14 protein-coding genes are annotated in these 19,776 nt (G+C 39.3%); 11 read left to right on the top strand and 3 right to left on the bottom strand.

The genetic code is table 11. The features are described from left to right. Positions 1-3: 3 nt before the first annotated feature. The 10 genes from V7K38_RS20340 (at position 4) to V7K38_RS20385 (ending at position 15,142) form a co-directional block, all read left to right on the top strand. Complete coding sequence (locus V7K38_RS20340) at positions 4-1,881, top strand: FAD-dependent monooxygenase (protein ID WP_334860204.1); 1,878 nt, start codon at positions 4-6, stop codon at positions 1,879-1,881. Continuing rightward, a complete protein-coding gene (locus V7K38_RS20345) occupies positions 1,878-6,128 on the top strand; it encodes a non-ribosomal peptide synthetase (RefSeq protein ID WP_334860205.1) in 4,251 nt (1,416 codons plus the stop codon). Before V7K38_RS20340 ends, V7K38_RS20345 begins: the two co-directional genes overlap by 4 nt. Before the next feature lie 24 nt (positions 6,129-6,152). Continuing rightward, on the top strand, positions 6,153-6,965 hold the full coding sequence (locus V7K38_RS20350; protein WP_334860206.1) for a class I SAM-dependent methyltransferase: 813 nt from the start codon (positions 6,153-6,155) through the stop codon (positions 6,963-6,965). A gap of 63 nt (positions 6,966-7,028) precedes the next feature. Then, complete coding sequence (locus V7K38_RS20355; protein WP_334860207.1) at positions 7,029-7,766, top strand: SDR family oxidoreductase; 738 nt, start codon at positions 7,029-7,031, stop codon at positions 7,764-7,766. A gap of 104 nt (positions 7,767-7,870) precedes the next feature. Beyond that, the gene (locus tag V7K38_RS20360) at positions 7,871-9,898 is read left to right on the top strand and encodes an ABC transporter ATP-binding protein/permease (RefSeq protein ID WP_334860208.1); all 2,028 of its coding nucleotides are present in this window, start codon (positions 7,871-7,873) and stop codon (positions 9,896-9,898) included. Positions 9,899-9,947: 49 nt separating this feature from the next. Beyond that, positions 9,948-11,117 carry a DUF6014 family protein gene (locus V7K38_RS20365; protein WP_334860209.1) on the top strand — a complete coding sequence of 390 codons (1,170 nt, stop codon included), beginning with the start codon at positions 9,948-9,950 and terminating at the stop codon, positions 11,115-11,117. 74 nt (positions 11,118-11,191) lie between these two features. Continuing rightward, complete coding sequence (locus V7K38_RS20370; protein ID WP_334860210.1) at positions 11,192-11,983, top strand: 2OG-Fe(II)-dependent halogenase WelO5 family protein; 792 nt, start codon at positions 11,192-11,194, stop codon at positions 11,981-11,983. A gap of 145 nt (positions 11,984-12,128) precedes the next feature. Continuing rightward, positions 12,129-13,235 carry a zinc-binding dehydrogenase gene (locus V7K38_RS20375; protein WP_334860211.1) on the top strand — a complete coding sequence of 369 codons (1,107 nt, stop codon included), beginning with the start codon at positions 12,129-12,131 and terminating at the stop codon, positions 13,233-13,235. 42 nt (positions 13,236-13,277) lie between these two features. Next, positions 13,278-14,099 carry a pyrroline-5-carboxylate reductase gene (proC, locus tag V7K38_RS20380; protein ID WP_334860212.1) on the top strand — a complete coding sequence of 274 codons (822 nt, stop codon included), beginning with the start codon at positions 13,278-13,280 and terminating at the stop codon, positions 14,097-14,099. 245 nt (positions 14,100-14,344) lie between these two features. Further along, positions 14,345-15,142 (top strand): 2OG-Fe(II)-dependent halogenase WelO5 family protein, encoded by a 798-nt coding sequence (locus tag V7K38_RS20385; protein WP_334860213.1) that lies wholly within the window; start codon positions 14,345-14,347, stop codon positions 15,140-15,142. A 780-nt stretch (positions 15,143-15,922) separates the two neighbouring features. Here the strand turns inward: V7K38_RS20385 and V7K38_RS20390 are convergent. Next, positions 15,923-16,648, bottom strand: coding sequence for an alanine--tRNA ligase-related protein (locus tag V7K38_RS20390; protein ID WP_334860214.1), 726 nt, complete (start codon positions 16,646-16,648; stop codon positions 15,923-15,925). A 682-nt stretch (positions 16,649-17,330) separates the two neighbouring features. Between V7K38_RS20390 and V7K38_RS20395 the strand changes: the two genes are divergently transcribed. Further along, complete coding sequence (locus V7K38_RS20395; protein WP_334860215.1) at positions 17,331-18,350, top strand: AraC family transcriptional regulator; 1,020 nt, start codon at positions 17,331-17,333, stop codon at positions 18,348-18,350. Positions 18,351-18,548: 198 nt separating this feature from the next. Here V7K38_RS20395 and V7K38_RS20400 read toward each other — a convergent pair whose 3' ends face one another. Further along, a complete protein-coding gene (locus V7K38_RS20400; protein ID WP_334860216.1) occupies positions 18,549-18,842 on the bottom strand; it encodes a hypothetical protein in 294 nt (97 codons plus the stop codon). A 410-nt stretch (positions 18,843-19,252) separates the two neighbouring features. Then, positions 19,253-19,558, bottom strand: a complete 306-nt coding sequence (locus tag V7K38_RS20405) for a hypothetical protein (RefSeq protein WP_334860217.1) — start codon at positions 19,556-19,558, stop codon at positions 19,253-19,255. Positions 19,559-19,776 lie beyond the last annotated feature (218 nt).

Here is a 19,776-nt window from a genome sequence, read left to right on the forward strand (position 1 = left end):
CACATGAAAGCAGTTGATTATTTGTCTCATTTCAATCATTTAGGTATAAAATTATGGATTGAAAATGATAAATTACGTTATCGTTCTCCTCAAGGAACAATGACACCAGAATTCCTGGGAATATTAAAGGAGAGCAAGGAAGAATTAATTGCACTATTACGGCAGGAATCTGAAGAATTCAATCAAGGCAAAGCTTATGATGTCGCTATTTGTGGCGGTGGGTTAGCAGGTTTAACCTTAGCACGGCAGTTAAAACTTCAAAATCCTAATATTTCGATTGTCGTTCTCGATAGAATGACTCGTCCTTTACCAGAAGCTACTTTTAAAGTGGGAGAGTCTACTGTTGAAGTAGGAGCTTTCTATTTAGCTAATACTCTTCATTTAACCGATTACTTTGAACAGCAACATTTAACTAAGCTAGGACTGCGATATTTTTTCAACAATTGGGAGACTAATTTCCAAAAAAGACCTGAACTCGGACTATCAGAATTTCATGCCCCCAATTCTTATCAAATAGATAGGGGTAAATTTGAAAATGATTTACGCCAGTTTAATCTAGAAGCGGGAATAGAATTACGGGAAAATTGTTTAGTTAATGATATTGATCTCGCAGCCGGATTACAGCAACATCATAAAATTGTTTATACTCAAGGAGATGGAGAGCATAAAACAACCAACATAATTAGAGCTAAGTGGGTAGTTGATGCAATGGGCCGTCGCCGATTTCTCCAAAGGAAACTGGGCTTAGATAAACCTAATAACGATCAATTTAGTGCTGTTTGGTTTCGGGTTGATGGTCGCTTTGACATCAGCGATTTTGTGCCTAGTAGTGAGGAAAAATGGCATAATCGCGTTCCTAATAAAAACCGTTATTATTCCACCAATCATTTATGCGGTAAAGGATACTGGGTTTGGACAATTCCTTTGTCTACTGGTTATACCAGTATTGGGATTGTCGCTCGTCAAGACATTCATCCTTTGAAGAATTATCATAACTATGAACTGACGTATCAGTGGTTAAAGAAAAACGAATCGATTTTGGCTTTTCACCTAAAAGATAAACAACCCGAAGACTTTCGGAAAATGCCAAAATATAGCTATTCATCTAAACAAGTATTTTCCATCAATCGTTGGGCTTGTGTCGGGGAAGCTGGTACATTTCCAGATCCATTTTATTCTCCAGGTACAGATAATATTGGTTTTGGCAATTCATTAACTACCCAGATGATTGAACTCGATCTGGAAGGGAAACTTGTTCAGGATACAGTTGAAGATGCTAATAACTTTTACCTAAGCTATAGCGATGGGGTAACGTTTAATATTCAAAATGCCTATAATTGTCTGGGTAACGGAATAGTAATGTCATCAAAATTCATCTGGGATGTTTTGTCTGGATGGACATTCAGTGGTTTAATGATGTTTAATTCCATCTTCCTAGATCAGGAATTTAGAATAAAAGTTCAACATCTAAATGCAAAGTTTTTCCCCCTTTCCTATCGGATGCAAAATTTATTCCGAGACTGGGCTAATAAATCTTTGCATCGGGTTAACTTTGAATTTATTGATTATTTAGCTATTCCCTTTGTTAATGAACTGCGAACCCGTAATTTAAAATACAATAAAACACAGCCAGAAATTATTGAAGATTATCTTATTAGTCTAGAATTAGTTGAAGAAGTCGCGCAAGTTATTTTCAAATTAGCATTAGAAGATACTATGCCAGAAATGTTACCTAAAGTTAACTCTAGCTCATGGTTAAATGCTTGGGCTATTAGTCTAGATGCTAGTAAATGGGAGGCTGATGGACTTTTTGATCCCAAGAGCGAACCCCGCAATTTAGACTTAATTCAACAACAACTTTGGGGAGCAATTGGTAAATGAAAGTAGTAGAGTTTTTGTCTTATTTAAATAGTTTAGATATCAAAATTTGGCTTGAGGAAGAAAAGCTAAAATATCATGCTCCCAAGGGAGCAATGACAACAGAAATTAAGCAAGAAATAGGGACAAAAAAACCTGAAATTCTCGCCTTTTTAAAAGAAGCGAAAACGCCCTTTAGCTCTGTTGAATCAGCCATTACTCCCGTCTCACGAGATCAAGATTTACCCCTCTCTTTTGCCCAGCAGAGGCTCTGGTTTTTGCACCAGCTTTCACCCGACAGCCAGTCTTACAATATGCTGGAGGCTATGCGGCTAGATGGCTCACCTAATATAGCTGCACTCTTGCAGAGCCTGAATGAACTCCTTCGCCGCCACGAAGTCTTAAGAACCAGTTTCCCCACGGTAAACGGAAAACCGATCCAGCTAATTGCCCCTCCCACAGCCTTAAATTTGCCAATCCATAATTTGCAAGGGTTGTCAGCCGAGGAACAAATTGCTCACATTCGAGAAATGGCGAAGTCGATTGCGTCCCAGCCCTTCGATTTAGCTGTGGGGCCATTAGTACAATTCACCCTACTGCAACTGAGTGAACAAGAGTATGTATTGCTGTTGAAGATGCACCACATTATCTACGATGGCTGGTCTTTGAATATCTTCTTCGGTGAATTATCTCAGTTATATGCAGCTTTCGCTCAAGGATTGCCCTCCCCACTACCGGAATTGCCCATCCAGTACGCCGATTTTGCCTTTTGGCAACGCCAGTGGTTGACAGGCGAAGTCCTCGATCGCCAACTCAATTACTGGCAAAAACAGTTAGCGGGTGCCCCTCGCGTATTAGAACTACCTAACGTTAGCGAAGCTGGCGGTATGCATCGCTCACGCCCCCCAGTCCAGTCTTTTCAGGGTGCAGTTGAGTCTTTTATAATAGATCGCGATCTCACGCAACGCCTTAAGCAACTGAGTCAGGAGTCAGAGACAACTCTGTTTATGACCCTACTAGCAGCTTTTTTGGTCTTGCTTTCTCGTTATAGCGGTCAGTTAGATATTGTTGTTGGCTCCCCCATCGCTAACCGCAACAGCAAGAGTGTCGAGCAGCTAATGGGGTTTTTTGCTAACACCCTAACTTTAAGGGGCGATCTCTCTGGAAACCCCAGCTTTGCTGACTTTTTAGCGCAAGTGCGGCAAACCACGTTGTCAGCTTATGCCCACCAAGACTTACCCTTTGAAATGTTGGTGGAAAAATTACAGCCAGACCGAGATTTGAGTCGTAATCCCCTAGTACAGGTGTTGTTTTCCCTCCAGAATACCCCACAGTCTTCTAGCAATTTGCCAGGTTTAACTATCCAGAATATGTCTTTGCCAATTGATGTAAAAGTCAGATTTGACCTGGAAGTAAACTTTTGGGAAGTTCCCGGAGGTCTGGAGGGTGTTTGGTGCTATAACACTGATTTATTTGATGCGGCTACAATTACCCGGATAGGTAAACATTTTAAACCTTTAATCCAAGCAATTGTCGCCAATCCGAAAGCACGAATTTCTGAATTACCACTGTTAAGTGCAGCAGAGCGTCATCAATTGTTGGTGGAGTGGAATGACAATCAAACCGACTATTCATCTGATAAATGTATTCATCAGTTGTTTGAGGAGCAGGTTGAGCAGACACCCGATGCAGTGGCGGTGGTATTTGAAAATCAACAACTTACTTATGGTGAGTTAAATTGTCGCGCTAACCAGTTAGCCCATTACTTGCGGTCTTTGGGTGTGGGAGCAGATGTACTGGTTGGGTTGTGTGTGGAGCGATCGCCTTTAATGATTGTGGGAATGTTGGGAATTCTCAAAGCGGGTGGTGCATATCTGCCACTTGACCCGGAATATCCCCAAGAGCGCTTAAGCTTTATGCTCGCAGACACTGATGTAAAAGTGGTGTTGACTCAAGAGAAATTAGTAGAGTCACTTTCTCAACATCAGGTTCGTATCATCTGCTTAGACGCAGACTTGCAGAGCATAAATCAAGACAATCTCAACAGCACAATCACTTCAGAAAACTTATCCTATGTAATTTATACCTCTGGTTCTACAGGGAAACCCAAGGGAGTCGTCGTTACTCATCAGGCTGTAAATCGACTGGTGTTAAATACCAACTATATACAGTTATCTTCTAGCGATGCCTACGGCTGTAAACTACGCATTGCTCAAGCTGCAAACATTGCTTTTGATGCTGCAACCTTTGAAATTTGGGGAGCATTGCTACACGGAGCCAAGCTGGTTATTATCCCTCAATCTGTATTACTTTCACCTCAAGAATTTGCTGTGAATATTCGCAACCAAGAGGTAAGCGTCTTATTTTTAACCACAGCTTTATTCAATCAGTTAGCCAGTTTTGTCCCACAGGCATTTAGTTCTCTACGATATTTATTATTTGGTGGCGAAGCCGTTGACCCCAAATGGGTGCAAGAAGTATTAGAAAAAGGCGCTCCCCAACAACTATTGCATGTCTATGGGCCAACAGAAAACACCACTTTTTCTTCTTGGTACTTGGTAGAGAATTTACCAACTACAGCTACAACCATCCCCATTGGAAGACCCATTGCCAACACGCAAATCTACATCTTAGACGAGTATCTGCAACTAGTGCCTGTGGGTGTGCCAGGAGAATTACATCTTGGTGGTGCAGGATTAGCAAGAGGGTATCTCAACCGTCCAGAATTGACTAATGAGAAATTTATCCCCAATCCCTTTGAGGAGCCAGGCAGTAAATTATATAAAACTGGAGATTTAGCCTGTTATCTACCTGACGGTAACATCGAATACTTAAGGCGCATCGATAATCAGGTAAAAATTCGTGGTTTCCGCATCGAATTGGGAGAAATTGAAGCGGTACTGAGGCAACATAGCGATGTACAAGTATCTTGCGTCATTGTCCGCGAAGATACCCCAGGTGAGAAGCGCTTAGTTGCCTACGTAGTGCTGCAAAAAGAGGCGACAATTACACCAGGCGAACTGCGTCAGTTCCTTGCAGATAAACTACCTACATACATGGTTCCTAATGCTTTTATCATTCTAGAGTCCTTGCCCTTAACTCCTAACGGTAAAATAGACCACCGCGCATTAAGAGCAATTACTAACATCAGTAACTTAAAAAAATTTGTCGAACCCCGTAACCAATTAGAACTGCAACTAGTACAAATCTGGTCAAAAACTCTTAAGGTTGACAAAGTAGGAGTACAAGATAACTTTTTTGATCTTGGCGGTCATTCCCTTTTAGCTGCCTACTTAATGGATCAAATTCAGCAGCAGTTTGGGAAAAATTTGCCCTTAACAACCCTTTTTCAAAATCCAACTATTGAACAGTTAGCAACAATTGTACAAAAAGAATCGGATGACTCTAATTCGTCTTGTTTGGTAGCACTTCAGCCCAATGGTTCAAACTTACCTTTCTTCTGCGTTCCCGGCGCTCCTGGCAAGCCTTTCTACTTCTATCACTTAGGGCGTTATTTAGGGCTAGACCAACCGTTATATAGTTTTGAAAATAATCTACACGAATTAGAACCAAACCCCCGACTTGAAGATATAGCGAGTCATTACATTCAAGCAATGCAAGCTGTGCAACCGCAAGGGCCATACTTTTTGGGAGGGCATTCTTATGGAGGTAATGTAGTTTTTGAAATGGCCCAGCAGTTAGTTGCTCAGGGACATGAGGTTGCTCTACTAGTTGTGATTGATGCATCTGCATCAACTTATAAAGACAAGCAATTCCTTGCTGATTACATTGATTGGGATGATGATATGTGGCTAGCTGAGGTGAGCAAAGGAATAAAACTTTATTTAGATAAAAACGTTGATATTTCCTACGATACTCTCCAAACCTTGACTAGTGAGGAGCAACTAAAATACCTTTTACACTATTTCAAAATGGCAAATATATTGCCTCCTAATGCTCAAACTACGGAACTTAAAAATCTCGTACAAGCTTATAAAACTAGCTGTTTGTGCTTAGTTGATTATCTCCCAAAACAGATTTATCCAGGTAAACTTACGATTATACGGGCTAAAGAGGATATGCCAGAAGACCCTAATAATCATTTAAATACCAAAGATTCAGATGACTTATCCTTGGGCTGGAGCGAGTTTTGTTCCCAACCAGTCGATATCAATTTTGTACTAGGAAACCATATTACGATTATGGCTGAACCCCATGTCCAAGTTTTAGCTGAACAGTTAAAAGATTGCATAAAGAAAGCATGGAAATAGGGAATTGGGAATGAGCGAGGCGCGATGAATGACAAATGGCAAATAACAATGGATAAAAGCGAATATATTAGCCAATTTGACAGTTTAATTTTAAATCCGGGGACTAGAAAGATATTCGGACAAGAAGAGTTTTTTAATGTAGGTTATTGGCTCTCTGATACTCAAAATCAGCAGTCAGCCTGTTTTAACCTAATGGAAAAGCTTTTAGCATTTATTGGGGACAAGAAGGGCAATATCCTTGATGTTGGCTGCGGTTTGGGAGCAACTACCAGTTATCTACTCAAGTATTACTCGCCTGCTGACGTTGTTGGTATTAATATTTCTACCAAGCAACTTGAAAGAAGTACAGCTAATGCACCAGGCTGTAACTTAATTTGCATGGATGCCGTGCAGATGGAATTTGAGGATAATTTTTTCGATAACATTATATGTGTTGAAGCAGCATTCTACTTTGATACTAGGGAGAAGTTTTTCAAAGAGGCAGCGCGGGTATTGAAGCCAGGAGGTAATCTCATTCTCTCTGATATCATTTTTGAAAATATCCAGTATTTCGGTGATTGGATTGTTACTCCAAAAAATATTGTCAAAGATATTGAGGAGTATAAAAATCTTTACCAACAGGCAGGATTACAAATTTTAGAATTAGTAAATGTCACAAATGATTGTTGGAAAAACCATTACCGCTATCTAAAATCTTGGGTTTTAAATGAATTGACGGATGGAAATATAGATGAGGAAGCTTATCAGTTAAATGTAGGCGCTATAGATGGTTTGCTAAATACTTCATCTATAGATTATTTATTGGTTTCAGCAAAAAAACCAGTAAAAAATCTTTGATAGATAACAGTTTTCTTGATTGAAAAATACATTGCATACTTGTTAATTTTATGAGGAGAAACAATGTTTCAGTCGCTATCGGGTAAAAAAGTGGTGATTCTTGGCATCAGTTCAGGGGTAGATATAGCGATCGCTCAAAAAATGGTAGAACTGGGGGCAAAGGTTATCCTTTCCCACTCATCCCAAGAGAAATTAACTGAGGCGCTGGCGTTGATCTCTGGAGAGATTCAGGGCAAAACTGTCGATCTGGTGAACGAGGATTCAGTCAATGGTTTTTTTGAGCAGATCGGAAACTTCGATCATTTGGTGGTGACGGCTATGGGCGACAGAAATATGCCGCGATCGCTTTTAGCAGAAATGACCACACAAACGGCTCAAGGTGCAATGGAGAAATTCTGGGGAACGTTTTTTGCTGTGCGTGCATCGCTGAAAAATATCGCGGCTAACGGCTCTATTACTCTCACATCTAGCGTCACCATCTTTAAATCTTCAAAAATGGGAGGGATTTCTGCGATCGCAGCCGCCAATGGTGCAGTTGCAACTTTCGGGCGATCGCTGGCGTTAGAAATTGCACCAATTCGGGTTAACGTAATTGCTCCCGGAATCATAGAAGATACAAGTATTTGGAGCAGTCAAAGCGAGTCTGAGCGCTCAGACTTAACCAAGTGGGCTGAAACATCCTTGCCTGTCCAGCATCTTGGTAAAGCAGAAGAAGTGGCGCAAGCAGTGTTAAGTCTAATCACTAATCCCTACATGACAGGGGTTGTTTTACCTGTGGATGGCGGTGTAACTTTGCTGTAATCACCATTTACTCAAATTATGAATTATGAAAAATAAATTTTTTATTAAGCATTTAGGATTCATAATTTATTTTACGATCAGAGATTTCAGTTTCTTTCTAAAATATGCCAAGCCAAGTTATTCAAACTCAACCCACAAAAAATATTTTTTCAGATTTGACTCAATTCTGGAAAGATATAAAAGCGATTACCGGCCCTTACTGGTATCCAACAGAGCCAGGTGAAAGAGTATTTCCAGATGTTCTTCGCGCCTGGGGAATGTTGATTATCCTGATATTACTAATAATCGCCCTTGTAGGTGTAACTGCTTTTAATAGTTTTGTTGGTCGCTATTTGGTCGATACTCTGATTCAAGAAAAAGATTATTCTAAGTTTATTAATATCTTATCAGTCAATATTGTTGGGCTGGTATTGGTAACATTTTTAGTAGGATTTTCTAAATTTGTCAGAAAAAAAATTGCTCTAGATTGGTACAAATGGCTAAATAATCAAACTTTAGATAAATATTTAAGCAATCGTGCTTATTATAAAATCAACTTTAGATCCGATGTAGATAATCCAGATCAGCGTTTATCTCAAGAAATTGAACCTGTTACTAGTAGCGCTTTGAATTTCTCAGCTACTTTCCTAGAAAAAGTACTGGAAATGGCAACTTTTTTAATAATTATGTGGACAATTTCCCAGGAAATTGCCTTTATTCTTGTTGGTTATACGATCGTAGGAAATTTGATTGCTGTTTACTTAAATCAAAAATTAAATAAAATTAATCAAGATGAACTTGTATTTAAAGCCGACTATAATTATGCTTTGAGTCATGTTCGTAATCATGCTGAATCAATCGCCTTTTTTCAGGGAGAAAAACAAGAATCAAATATCATTAAGCGACGATTTAATAATCTGATCAAAAATATAGAAAGCAAGATAGGTTGGGAAAGAGGTACAGAAATTTTTAGTCGAGGATATCAATCTGTTATCCAGATATTCCCATTTTTAGTACTTGCACCTTTATATATTAGAGATGAAATTGATTTTGGACAACTCGGACAAGCCGCTTTAGCATCTAATATGTTTGCTATTGCTTTGGGAGAATTAATCACTGAATTTGGAACTTCAGGAAGATTTTCTAGTTACGTCGATCGTTTAGCGGAGTTTTCAAATGCTTTAGGAGAAGTAACTAAAGAACCAGAGAATGTAAGTACGATTAAAACAATAGAAGAAAACCATCTCGCTTTTGAGCATGTCACTTTACAAACTCCCAACTACGAACAGGTAATCGTTGAAGATTTGTCACTGTCTGTTCAGCCTGGAGAAGGTTTATTGATTGTTGGGCCGAGTGGTCGAGGTAAAAGTTCTCTGTTGAGAGCGATCGCTGGTTTGTGGAATGCAGGAACTGGTCGTCTAGTGCGACCTCCCTTAGAGCAAGTCTTATTCTTACCCCAGCGTCCTTATATAATTTTGGGAACTTTACGCGAACAGTTACTCTATCCTCAGACAACTCGCAAAATGAGCGATCGCGAACTCGAAGAAGTTTTGCAACAAGTCAACCTGCAAAACTTGCTCAGTCGAGTCAATGGTTTCGATACAGAGGTTCCTTGGGAGAACATATTATCGCTGGGAGAACAACAACGTTTGGCATTCGCACGGCTATTAGTTACTCATCCTAGCTTCACCATCTTAGATGAAGCGACCAGTGCTTTAGATTTGAAGAATGAAGCAAATTTATATCAACAATTGCAAGAGGCAAAAACAACATTTATCAGCGTTGGACATCGAGAAAGTTTATTTAATTATCATCAATGGGTTCTAGAACTTTCACAAGATTCTAGTTGGCAACTTGTAACTGTACAAGATTATCGGCAGCAAAAAATAACACAAATTGTCCCTAATCCTCCTCACAATGCTCAAATACAAATAGATGATTTTTCTAAAGATGGATCTCAACTTGAACCAGAAATTGGGGTAGTAAAATTCACTACTGAAGGGTTTTCTCATAAAGAAATGCAGGCATTAACAGACTATTCTCTTGGGAGTATTAGAAGTAAAGCAAGCCTTGGTAAGTCCATTACTGCCAAGGACGGGTTTAACTACTACTACAACAAAGACCCCAAAGTTTTGAAATGGTTAAGAGTTTAGTGGTTACTCATGCTTTTTAGGTAACACAATTCAATATTAGGCATAAAAAATGACAATAATTTTTGTAGATAAACAAGAATTAGCCAAACAAATAGTCCAATTTATTGAGCAAAATGAAATTACCATTGCTATCAAAAAACTCCGTCAAGAAGCAGCACAATCTTATGAACTTCCTCCAGCTTGGTTACTCAAAACAGCAGATGCTTTAGAAAATAACGACTGGAGTATTTTGTCTGAAGGCTTTATCAATATGGATTTTATTGGTAAAAACGGTTATTTCTTGATAATCGCACCTTACCGAATAAATCGACAATGCCAAAACCCGGTGGCTTTAAGTGCAATTTACGGTAAAATGCACGATAATTCCCAGCCATCTATTGAACAATTAGAAAATGTCTGTCGAGAAAAATTTGGAACACTAAGTCAAGCAATTCCTAGAAACCTTTCTTTTACTGAGATTGCTAGTTGCGGGAATACTAGTGGTGAAAGTGGTGAAGCTTTCATTGTCCCAAATGGATGGCCTTTTCCTAACAGTGTTTGTGGCCCAGCATTAAATAATGCTAGCCAGCAGCAACGACGTTTTTTAGGTTCTAGCCGCCAATGCATCCAAAAAGTATTTGAATATGAAACAGCTAATTTACTATTAGGCCCCTTAGAAGACCAAATCAATGGTGAACGCTATCGCCATATCGACACTCAAGTTCATGAAGCAGGACATGCAAGTGGTTTGGGATTTGACTTTAAGGTAAAACACAACCTTTTCCAAAACTATTACTATGCTGGTGTAGAAGAATGGCGATCTGATAGTTTAGGATTTGAGTTTGCAGCTTGTATTTTGCCTGCACAAGAAGCTGGGAAGTTGGTAGCAGTAAATTTCTGTATTCGCTTTGGCTTAGATGCTCACCGTTTAGGAGGTATAGAAAAAGATACGGATGTATATGCTAGCCTGATCAGCTTAGAATATCTTTTTCAAAATGATGCTATATATGTTACTAAAAATGGTCAATTAGCTTTAAGAAATTTGAGTTATTCCGGTTTACTTCAAGCTGTGGAACTCCATCGGGCCCAAGCATTATCTCTGACTCGAAGAGAATTAAACCTAAAAAGTCCTACAGGTATTTTCTATCTGTACAAAATAGATATTCATCCATCAACTCAATCAATTTTTCAGGGGCTAGTTATGGAACGCTGCCAAGGGATTTGGGGACAGTTACAATAATTTCATGTTGTTGCGATCGCAATAATGTTGAAGACAACAGCCAATCCTAAATATAAAAAACAAGGAACTAAATTATGACTACTTCTAATCAGATTAAATCGGCATTGTGGGAAAAAAAGCAAGAGTATCCCCTAACTACAGAATCTTTAAAAATGCTACTTGAACACCGAATCCCTCTAATTCGGTTGAAAGATTTTGCAACACCCGAAGAGTGTGAGATGTTATATGCTCAAACTCAATTGCTCAACTTTAACGCTTATCAAGATGTGAGTCCCAAAATTGAGAAAGTTGGCATCACAGTGTTTGAATATAACAACATTAGTAAAGGAGATTATTTTAAAGGAGTAGAACGAGCAACTAAATTAAGAGAATCCATTACGTCAGCCTCCTTCAATCCATTGGAGCGCATAATGACCAAATTCCGAGAATGTGGTGCGAAAGTGCGAATTGCTTCGGAACCATTTTATGGTAGTTATTATGCAGGATTGATCAGAAAAATAGAACATGGTACTCAACTTCATATAGATTTTGCCCCATTGGAACAATCTGAATGGGAAGTTTGTACAATTACTGCTCAACTTTCCTGGACTTTGTATTTAAAGTTGTCTCCCAATAGTCATGGTAAAACGTGCATTTACGATCGCCAATGGCAACCAGAAGATGAGCAATATAAACTAGACTCCTACGGATATAGCGATAAAGTACTTGCAGATGTAGATGCGATCGCTTTCCAACCTTATGTCGGAGATGTATTGCTTTTCAATACAACAAACTTTCACTATGTTGAGCCGATGAATGGACAACGTGTAGCTTTTACTTCCATGATTGGATTACTTCCTAACGGTGAAATTATTTTCTGGTCTTGAAGCTGATAAGTTATCTGATTTTGGATTTTGGATTATCCCCATGAATAAATTCCGGGGCTTGTTTTTCTAACAATCCAAAATCTAAAATCTAAAATTACTTGGTGAGACAATTGGCAATTTGGAAAATACAGTAAGGAAGTGATTCATGCCCTTAGCAGCTGTGATGACTGCACCTAACCAACCAGTCGAAGTACAACAATTACCATACCCGATTCTGGAAAAGGGTGGGATCATTATTGAAACCTTATATTCTGAGGTTTGTGGAACTGATGTACATTTACTGCGTGGGCATTTAGAGGGAGTACCCTATCCAATTATTCCCGGTCACTTCTGCGTTGGTCGTGTGGTAGAAACAGGTGGACTTCTTTGTGATGTCAATGGTAAGTTAATTCACCCTGGAGCGATCGCTACCTTTTTAGATGTTCACGAAACCTGTTACAACTGCTGGTATTGTCTAGTAGCTAAAGCATCAACTCGCTGTCCCCAACGCAAAGTTTATGGTGTCACCTACTCAGCGAATGAGGGCTTACTGGGCGGTTGGTCTGAAGTGATTTACCTCAAACCAGGGGTTAAAGTTTTAATCCTACCCGAAGAAGTCTCACCAAGGCAATTTATTGCTGGGGGATGTGCTTTACCAACTGCACTACACGCTATCGATCGAGCGCAGATTCAAATTGGTGATGTTGTTGTAGTGCAAGGTTGTGGCCCTGTAGGTTTGAGTGTGGCAATTCTAGCTTTGCTATCAGGTGCAGGCAAAGTAATTGTCATTGATAAATTTGAGAGCCGATTAGTAACTGCAAAATCTTTTGGGGTCGATGAAACCCTTGTAATTAAGGCTAACGATCCACGACAACATATTGAGCGGGTTTTGGAATTAACGCACGGACATGGTGCTGATGTGACTATTGAAGCAACAGGCATTCCCATTGCTGTCAAAGAGGGCTTGAATATGACGAGAAATGGAGGCCGCTATGTTATTGTCGGGCATTACACAAACACCGGTGAGATTCTCATCAATCCACACTTAGAGATTAATCTCAAACATATTGATATTCGCGGAACTTGGGGAATTGATTTTAGCCATTTTTACAGAATGATTGAATTACTAAAACGTCATAGTGATTCCAGCAAAAATGTTGCTTGGGAAAGTCTAATTAGTCGTTCATACACACTAAACGAAATTAATCAAGCGCTGGCAGATGTAGAAAAAGGCTCTGTATTAAAAGCTGTGATTGTTCCCAATCTATCTTGATAACAAGAACAGATTAAACAATTTGTGTAATAGGGAGAAGATATGCTCGAAGATTTAAAAATTGCCTTTATCGGTGGTGGAACGATGGGCGAAATGATCGTGACTAGATTGATATCGACGAAAATTGTTCCAAAACCCGATCTAATTATTGTCAGCGATCCAGTTTCTACACGATGCCTTCATTTGGAAAAGGAATATGGAGTCCGTACTACAACCAGCAATATAGAAGCGATAAAAGGCGTATCCATTGTGATATTGGCGGTGAAGCCGCAGGTTTTAGGATCTGTTATGGCTATGCTGAAGGATAAAATTTCACCTGATGCTTTAGTAATTAGTATTGTGGGTGGAGTGGGTATTGCATCTCTGTGCCAAGGGTTGAATCATACTGCCGTTGTCCGTACAATGCCGAATATTGCAGTACAAGTTGGTCATGGGACTACGGTATGGAGCGCATCATCAAGTGTAACAGAGATACAGCGATCGCATACCCAAGTCATTTTACAAGCATTAGGCAAGGAATTTGCTACCCAAAATGAACATTACCTTGATATGGCAACGGCGCTGAGTAGCGCGGGGACTGGATTTGTGTTTCTGTACATCGAAGCGATGATTGATGCTGGGGTTCAGATGGGTTTAACTCGCACACAAGCCCAAGAACTAACCTTGCATACAATTGCTGGCAGTGTAGAACTGATGTTTCAGACTGATGAACATCCAGCAGTCTTAAGAAACAAGGTTACTAGTCCTGGGGGAGTAACTGCTGCTGGTCTTTACGAATTAGAAAAAGGTGGTATGCGAACTGTCATCTCTAATGCAGTGCTTGCTGCTTTAAGTCGCACTCAACAAATAGGTGATATCAGTTAAAAAAGTCTGCTCGACTGCAAAGATAGTTTCGAGTTACAAGTACTGATTATTCAGCACTAAAAAATACTAACTTTGATAAAAAACTTTAGCTTAATTCCAGAATATGCAAACCACAGTTGTTCAGCTACTTTAGCTGCATTTTGAAGCTAAATTTAGTAATTTATCTGCTGCTAAAAGGTTAATTTTACTCTCCAGATGTTTTCTATTATTCCCTGTTTTGACAATAATTTAATTTACAAGAAATTATGAGTGAGAAATTTCCCATGCTAAGAGCAATCAAGTGGCAAAGCTTAAATGACTGTGAAATGAATAATCAAAATTTCCAAGCATTGATGAGAAACGATATTCCATCAATTCGCATTTCTAAATTTGCTTCATCTGAAGAATGTCACAAATTAGCTCTGGCAATTGAAAAAGTTGGCTTTGATTTTTATAAAAATGTAGAGCCACCGATAGGAAGAATTGGAATTACCCAATTTGAATATATAAATAGGGATAAGTTGGGATATTTTGATGCGGTTAAAAAAGCCAATACAACTTATCATCAGGTAACTTCATTATCTTTTGACCCGCTCAAACGCTTGGCAACAACTTTGCGCCAGAATGTCTCAAGTAAAGTACAAATTGCTTATGAAGATGAAGCTTATGGGAATTATTTTGCAGGATTGATCCGTCAGATTAATATTGCCTTACTACACATAGACTTTGCTCAATTAGATGCTCCAAATTGGGGAATAGGAAATGTTACCTCACAGCTAGTATGGAATCTCTATATCAAAGCACCTAGCCAAGGAGGTATCTGCAAAGTCTACAATCGGCAGTGGCAGCCCGAAGATGAAAAATATAAAACTCCTGGTTCCTATGGCTACAATTCTTCTTTAGTCGCTAACACAGAAGTAAAACATAATATTCCACTAACAGGAGATTTGGTCATCTTCAACAGCCGAAATTTTCATGAAGTCTTACCAGGCATTGGAGAACGTATAACAATTAGCTCTTTTATTGGAAAAAAGCCGGGAGGTGATTTGGTTTTTTGGTCTTGATACCAATTCTATGTGAAGCTGTACTTTATTCACGTAGGGGCAATTCATGAATTGCCTCTACAGTCTGTAGTTCTACATCAGTCCTATAAGCGCATCTTCATACAGAAATGGTCTTAAGGAGGTAGCAGGAAAATTGCACTTTGGTATCCTCTCTGCCTTTCCCACCGATAGTTGCGCTAACGTTAGAAATGATATTATGTAGCGGTTCTTAATTGTATGGAATACAGACCTAACCCCCGGTTCCTTCCTTACAAGGGAAGGGGAGTAAGATTCAAAGCCTCTCTCCTTTTAGGAGCTACAGAATTACCCAAAACAAAAGAAAAACCTCACCTTATCCTATCTTTATAGTATTTACGCATTGACAAATAAGATCAAAGATGAATAGCTAAAAAACCATATCTGTCGTAGGGGTTTAGCAATGCTAAACCCCTACGGCACGGGTCTATTTAGCATCAAAGAATGATTAATAAAAGTCTGAAACTACCTATTTTGGTAAATTCATATCATGATTAATTTGTACAGTGCGTAAGTCCTGCTTTAATCCCTCTCCTTAGTAAGGAGAGAGACAGGTTTTACGCAGTAAAACCAGGGTGAGGTTTCTCAGTGGCTCTGAGACTTAACCGTAAATTGCCTCACCAAAGACTTGTATGTACACCGTAGCCTTTTAGGAGAGAGATCAGAGTGTATTGCATCCAAATCAGAAGCGCTATAAATTAATAATATATTGGTATATTTTGATAAGAAAATACGATTTTTAATTTAGTAACTAGAAGCATAAAATTACTCAAATTTATAACTTATCTTTAAATTTCCTTTTTGACGTTTTGCTTTAGTAACTACTACACTTTTTAATTCCTGAAGTGATTTTAAATGAGTCCCTCCACATGGAGTTGGATGAAGGTTGCCAATTGTCACTACTCTCAAAGGTTTTCCTAGAGGTAAGTTATTGGGGATGTTAGACCAACGCGCTGCTAATTCTTCTGGCATAATCAGTGAAGCTTCTACACTGGTAGCTTCATTTAAAGCTTCACTAATTTTTGTATTAATTTCAGCAATAAATGTTTCCGTATTTTCAAACGAAGGGCTTCCTTGAAACTCTACATAGGAACCATCTGGAAAATGATACCCTTTAACTGCGATGAGATTTTTATCAAGGGATTCGACTATAGTATACATAAGATGCCCAGCCGTATGAGCCTTAGCATTTTGCATCCGAGGGGCTTCATCAACATACAAAGTTACTTCTTCACCTTTCTCTAGCGATACAGATGAAAAATCTCCATAATGACGAGCAACTCCATCTACAAAGCTTACAAAAGCAATTGTCAGATGAACTCCTTTTGCTTCAATAGTGCCGACATCTGAAGGCTGACCACCACCCTGCGGATAAAACACAGTACTATCGAGTACACAATAATAACCCCGCTCATCATTGGCAATATACTCAACGTGAGCTTTATCAATCAATTTATAGGTATCTTCAAGATAAGCAAGTACAGTAGACATAGCTAAATCTCTCAACTTGACTTTGATAATGATTATTTAAAATAATACAATAAATCACGAATAAATAAACTGTTCAGTAATTTATGGGAATCCGGTTTGATTCATAAATTACTTGGCTTAGTAGGCAAGAGGTAAGAGGCAATAAAAATTCTAAAATTAATTTGGAATGAATATTGATGTGTAGTCATCTTGTCGATTCGGCTGTAGGTATTGGAAGCTATTAGTTCGAGTTTTATGAGACTATTCAATTTGAGCATTTGCTGTGAGTGGCATTGTTCCTAAAAATGCCATTGTTACTACTAAAACCAGATTAGTTACATCCAATTTTATAGTCGAATCCTTCTGCGATCGCGCCAAGCAGATCAATCAAGGCTTGATTCACTTTCCGAGCCTCCGAGGTAAAGCGAGGGAGGGTGTTGCGGATGTCGGAAGTTCGAACGTAGTGTTTTCGTTGATATTTCCCGTGAGAAAGCACTTTGTTTTGATGTCCATTTTCTTAATTCCTTTACTTGAGGCGAGTCTCTTGCCCAATTAAAACTGAGTTTTCTCTTAAATAAAAATCCAGAATGTTTACAAAAAGCCGGAATCATTTTTCATTGCTTTAGCTTCATTCTAAGAATCCTAAAGGGCAAGCAATATGACGATCGTCTAAGATTGTTGTACAATCCTGCATTCCTTAGAAATGAACGCTGCCAAAACGAGTGAAAAGTCCGATATGGACTTAATGAACGATCCGCAGGCAAAACGGGAGGCTTCCAGAGCGCAAGCCAACAGAGACGAACTGACCCAGCGCATCTCACAGGCTATCCGTAATGATGGGACGATTGAGCCGTTGAAGGGATTGCACCTCAACCGCTCCTCCTCGCCTGCGGAATGCGTTTATGGTGTCTCTGTGCCTGCCTTTTGTGTGATTGCTCAGGGCAGTAAAGAAGTCCTTCTAGGCAACGATCGCTATCTGTACGACCAGATGCATTATCTGCTTGCTACGGTTGAACTGCCCATTGTGAGTCAAATTATTGAAGCGTCCAAGGAGCAACCGTACCTTAGCCTTCGCCTCGATCTCGACCCCACCCTTGTGGGTTCAGTCATGGTTGAGGTCGGCTATCCCTCAGCACAAAGCCGTGCCAATGTAAAAGCGATAGACGTGAGTCCGTTGGATGCGCCTCTGCTAGATGCCGTAGTACGGCTCGTTAGGCTTCTTTGTGCGCCTGCCGAAGCTCGGGTTCTGATGCCACTAGTGACACGGGAAATCATTTACCGACTGCTGATGGGAGCGCAAGGTAGTCGGCTCCGTCATATTGCAGTTCTGAGTGGCTACACCCACCACATTGCTCTTGCCGTCGCGCGACTTCACAAAGACTTTAAGGAGCCGCTTCGGATTGAAAGCATCGCACGAGATTTTGGAATGAGTGTCTCAGGCTTCCACCATCATTTCAAGTCTGTCACTGCAATGAGTCCCTTGCAGTTCCAGAAGCAACTACGGCTCCAGGAGGCTCGCCGTCTGATGCTGGGGGAAAACCTTGACGCTAGCAGTGCTGCCTACCGTGTGGGTTATGATGATGCCTCGCACTTCAACCGGGAGTACAAGCGGTTCTTTGGTGCACCACCGATGCGCGATGTAGAGCGGCTACGAGAAGCTGCTAGGGAAACTGTTAGTTCAATACGATCTCCTCAAGACACGCATCTTGATTGTGATTACTAAATTCTGACTTCTTCTTCAAAAATCACACAGGAGTTATATAGGACTAGTATTTGATTTCTGAAATCCAGGTAGGGTGCGTTAGCAAGGAGAATACGGCACCAAACCCTTGATGATGGTGCGTTACGAACTGCGTCTAACACACCCTACAATACCTAATTTTGTTCAAAAATCAAATATGATTCCTATATATAATTTTGATTAACGACTGAATCCGCTATCATTAATAACTTTGAATGCAATCAGACCAGTTAATACTAATAGACCTAAAGCTCTGCGAAAATAGTTAACGCCTTGAAATAATTCTAGCCATGCCCAAGTAAATAAGGAGCCATTTGCCAGTATGTCTAACAGTGTATTGATTTTGCCAGTCGTAAAAACTAGAGCAAGTATACTGGTTACTATCCAAATAATAAGAGGTAGATTTGGCGCTTGAGCTATAACAATCTTGCCATCACTGTCACGGAATATTTTATCGACTAATGTATTTTCCATAACTTTTAATTGCCAGTTGGCTGAAAACTATAAACTTACAAAACTACCGATTGACCTATTGAAAAGATGCTGGTTAATAGTATTAAAACATTCAGGCAATTCTATTTTCAACCATCTAATTGCATAGATGAGAGCGGTAAAGCATATTCATATATGAGTAGGGGCGTACAGATTGGCTTGGCTACACAGGCAAAGATTCGCCTACGTGGATTAAGGTCAAATTAAGGCTTTGAACCCACGGAGTAAGATAAAGAATTTTCAATCCAAAATCTAAAATACCAAATGGTATGAGTTTTTCAAAAATCAAATAGCAATCCTATATCTTATGAGTAAAGGAAAAAAATCTCTTCCTTTACTCCTTAACCGAACCGTATTATCCACGTTCCTATTTCATGGCTAATAATTGCTATCTAAGCACTAGTCGAAGTATTTTTATCCAAAGCTTCTGCTTTTATCTTGGCATTATCTTTGGGATATTTACTTAGGGAAGTAGTGCTTAAATCTATGTCTTCTGAAGAAGGTGTTGAAATTGAAGAATTAGAGCTAATCTCTTCTGGTTGTGAATTCAAAGCTGTTTTTCCTTCCCACGAATAATTACATATTTTGGTATGAAGGAGTGTGCCAAATATTGCATTAATTACAAAGGCAAATGAATCTACGAAGATTATGTCTATAGCCCGATTAATCATGAGTCCCCCTTGAGCTGATGAAAGCATCAAGTGATGTTTAAATGTGAATGTGACTACACAAGGTATGATGCTTATTCCAGAAATCCTCCGAAATACTTTTACTTAGATTTGGCAGCCTAAAGACATATATAAAAGGTATTGTGATGATTAGGAATTAGTTTTTGCAAATGTTGTCAATAACACACTGTTTGCATGATTAGTGAAAATTTGCGGTATCTATATCCCAGATTTATTAAAGAGTTCTG

Origin of the sequence: Nostoc sp., assembly GCF_036917465.1 — a bacterium.
In the GTDB taxonomy this organism is placed as follows: domain Bacteria; phylum Cyanobacteriota; class Cyanobacteriia; order Cyanobacteriales; family Nostocaceae; genus Nostoc.

Coding starts and splice junctions, on each gene's coding strand:
- V7K38_RS20340 (WP_334860204.1), top strand. CDS start 4: ATGAAAGCAGTTGATTATTTGTCTCATTTCAATCATTTAGGTATAAAA.
- V7K38_RS20345 (WP_334860205.1), top strand. CDS start 1,878: ATGAAAGTAGTAGAGTTTTTGTCTTATTTAAATAGTTTAGATATCAAA.
- V7K38_RS20350 (WP_334860206.1), top strand. CDS start 6,153: ATGAATGACAAATGGCAAATAACAATGGATAAAAGCGAATATATTAGC.
- V7K38_RS20355 (WP_334860207.1), top strand. CDS start 7,029: ATGTTTCAGTCGCTATCGGGTAAAAAAGTGGTGATTCTTGGCATCAGT.
- V7K38_RS20360 (WP_334860208.1), top strand. CDS start 7,871: ATGCCAAGCCAAGTTATTCAAACTCAACCCACAAAAAATATTTTTTCA.
- V7K38_RS20365 (WP_334860209.1), top strand. CDS start 9,948: ATGACAATAATTTTTGTAGATAAACAAGAATTAGCCAAACAAATAGTC.
- V7K38_RS20370 (WP_334860210.1), top strand. CDS start 11,192: ATGACTACTTCTAATCAGATTAAATCGGCATTGTGGGAAAAAAAGCAA.
- V7K38_RS20375 (WP_334860211.1), top strand. CDS start 12,129: ATGCCCTTAGCAGCTGTGATGACTGCACCTAACCAACCAGTCGAAGTA.
- proC (WP_334860212.1), top strand. CDS start 13,278: ATGCTCGAAGATTTAAAAATTGCCTTTATCGGTGGTGGAACGATGGGC.
- V7K38_RS20385 (WP_334860213.1), top strand. CDS start 14,345: ATGAGTGAGAAATTTCCCATGCTAAGAGCAATCAAGTGGCAAAGCTTA.
- V7K38_RS20390 (WP_334860214.1), bottom strand. CDS start 16,648: ATGTCTACTGTACTTGCTTATCTTGAAGATACCTATAAATTGATTGAT.
- V7K38_RS20395 (WP_334860215.1), top strand. CDS start 17,331: ATGAACGCTGCCAAAACGAGTGAAAAGTCCGATATGGACTTAATGAAC.
- V7K38_RS20400 (WP_334860216.1), bottom strand. CDS start 18,842: ATGGAAAATACATTAGTCGATAAAATATTCCGTGACAGTGATGGCAAG.
- V7K38_RS20405 (WP_334860217.1), bottom strand. CDS start 19,558: ATGCTTTCATCAGCTCAAGGGGGACTCATGATTAATCGGGCTATAGAC.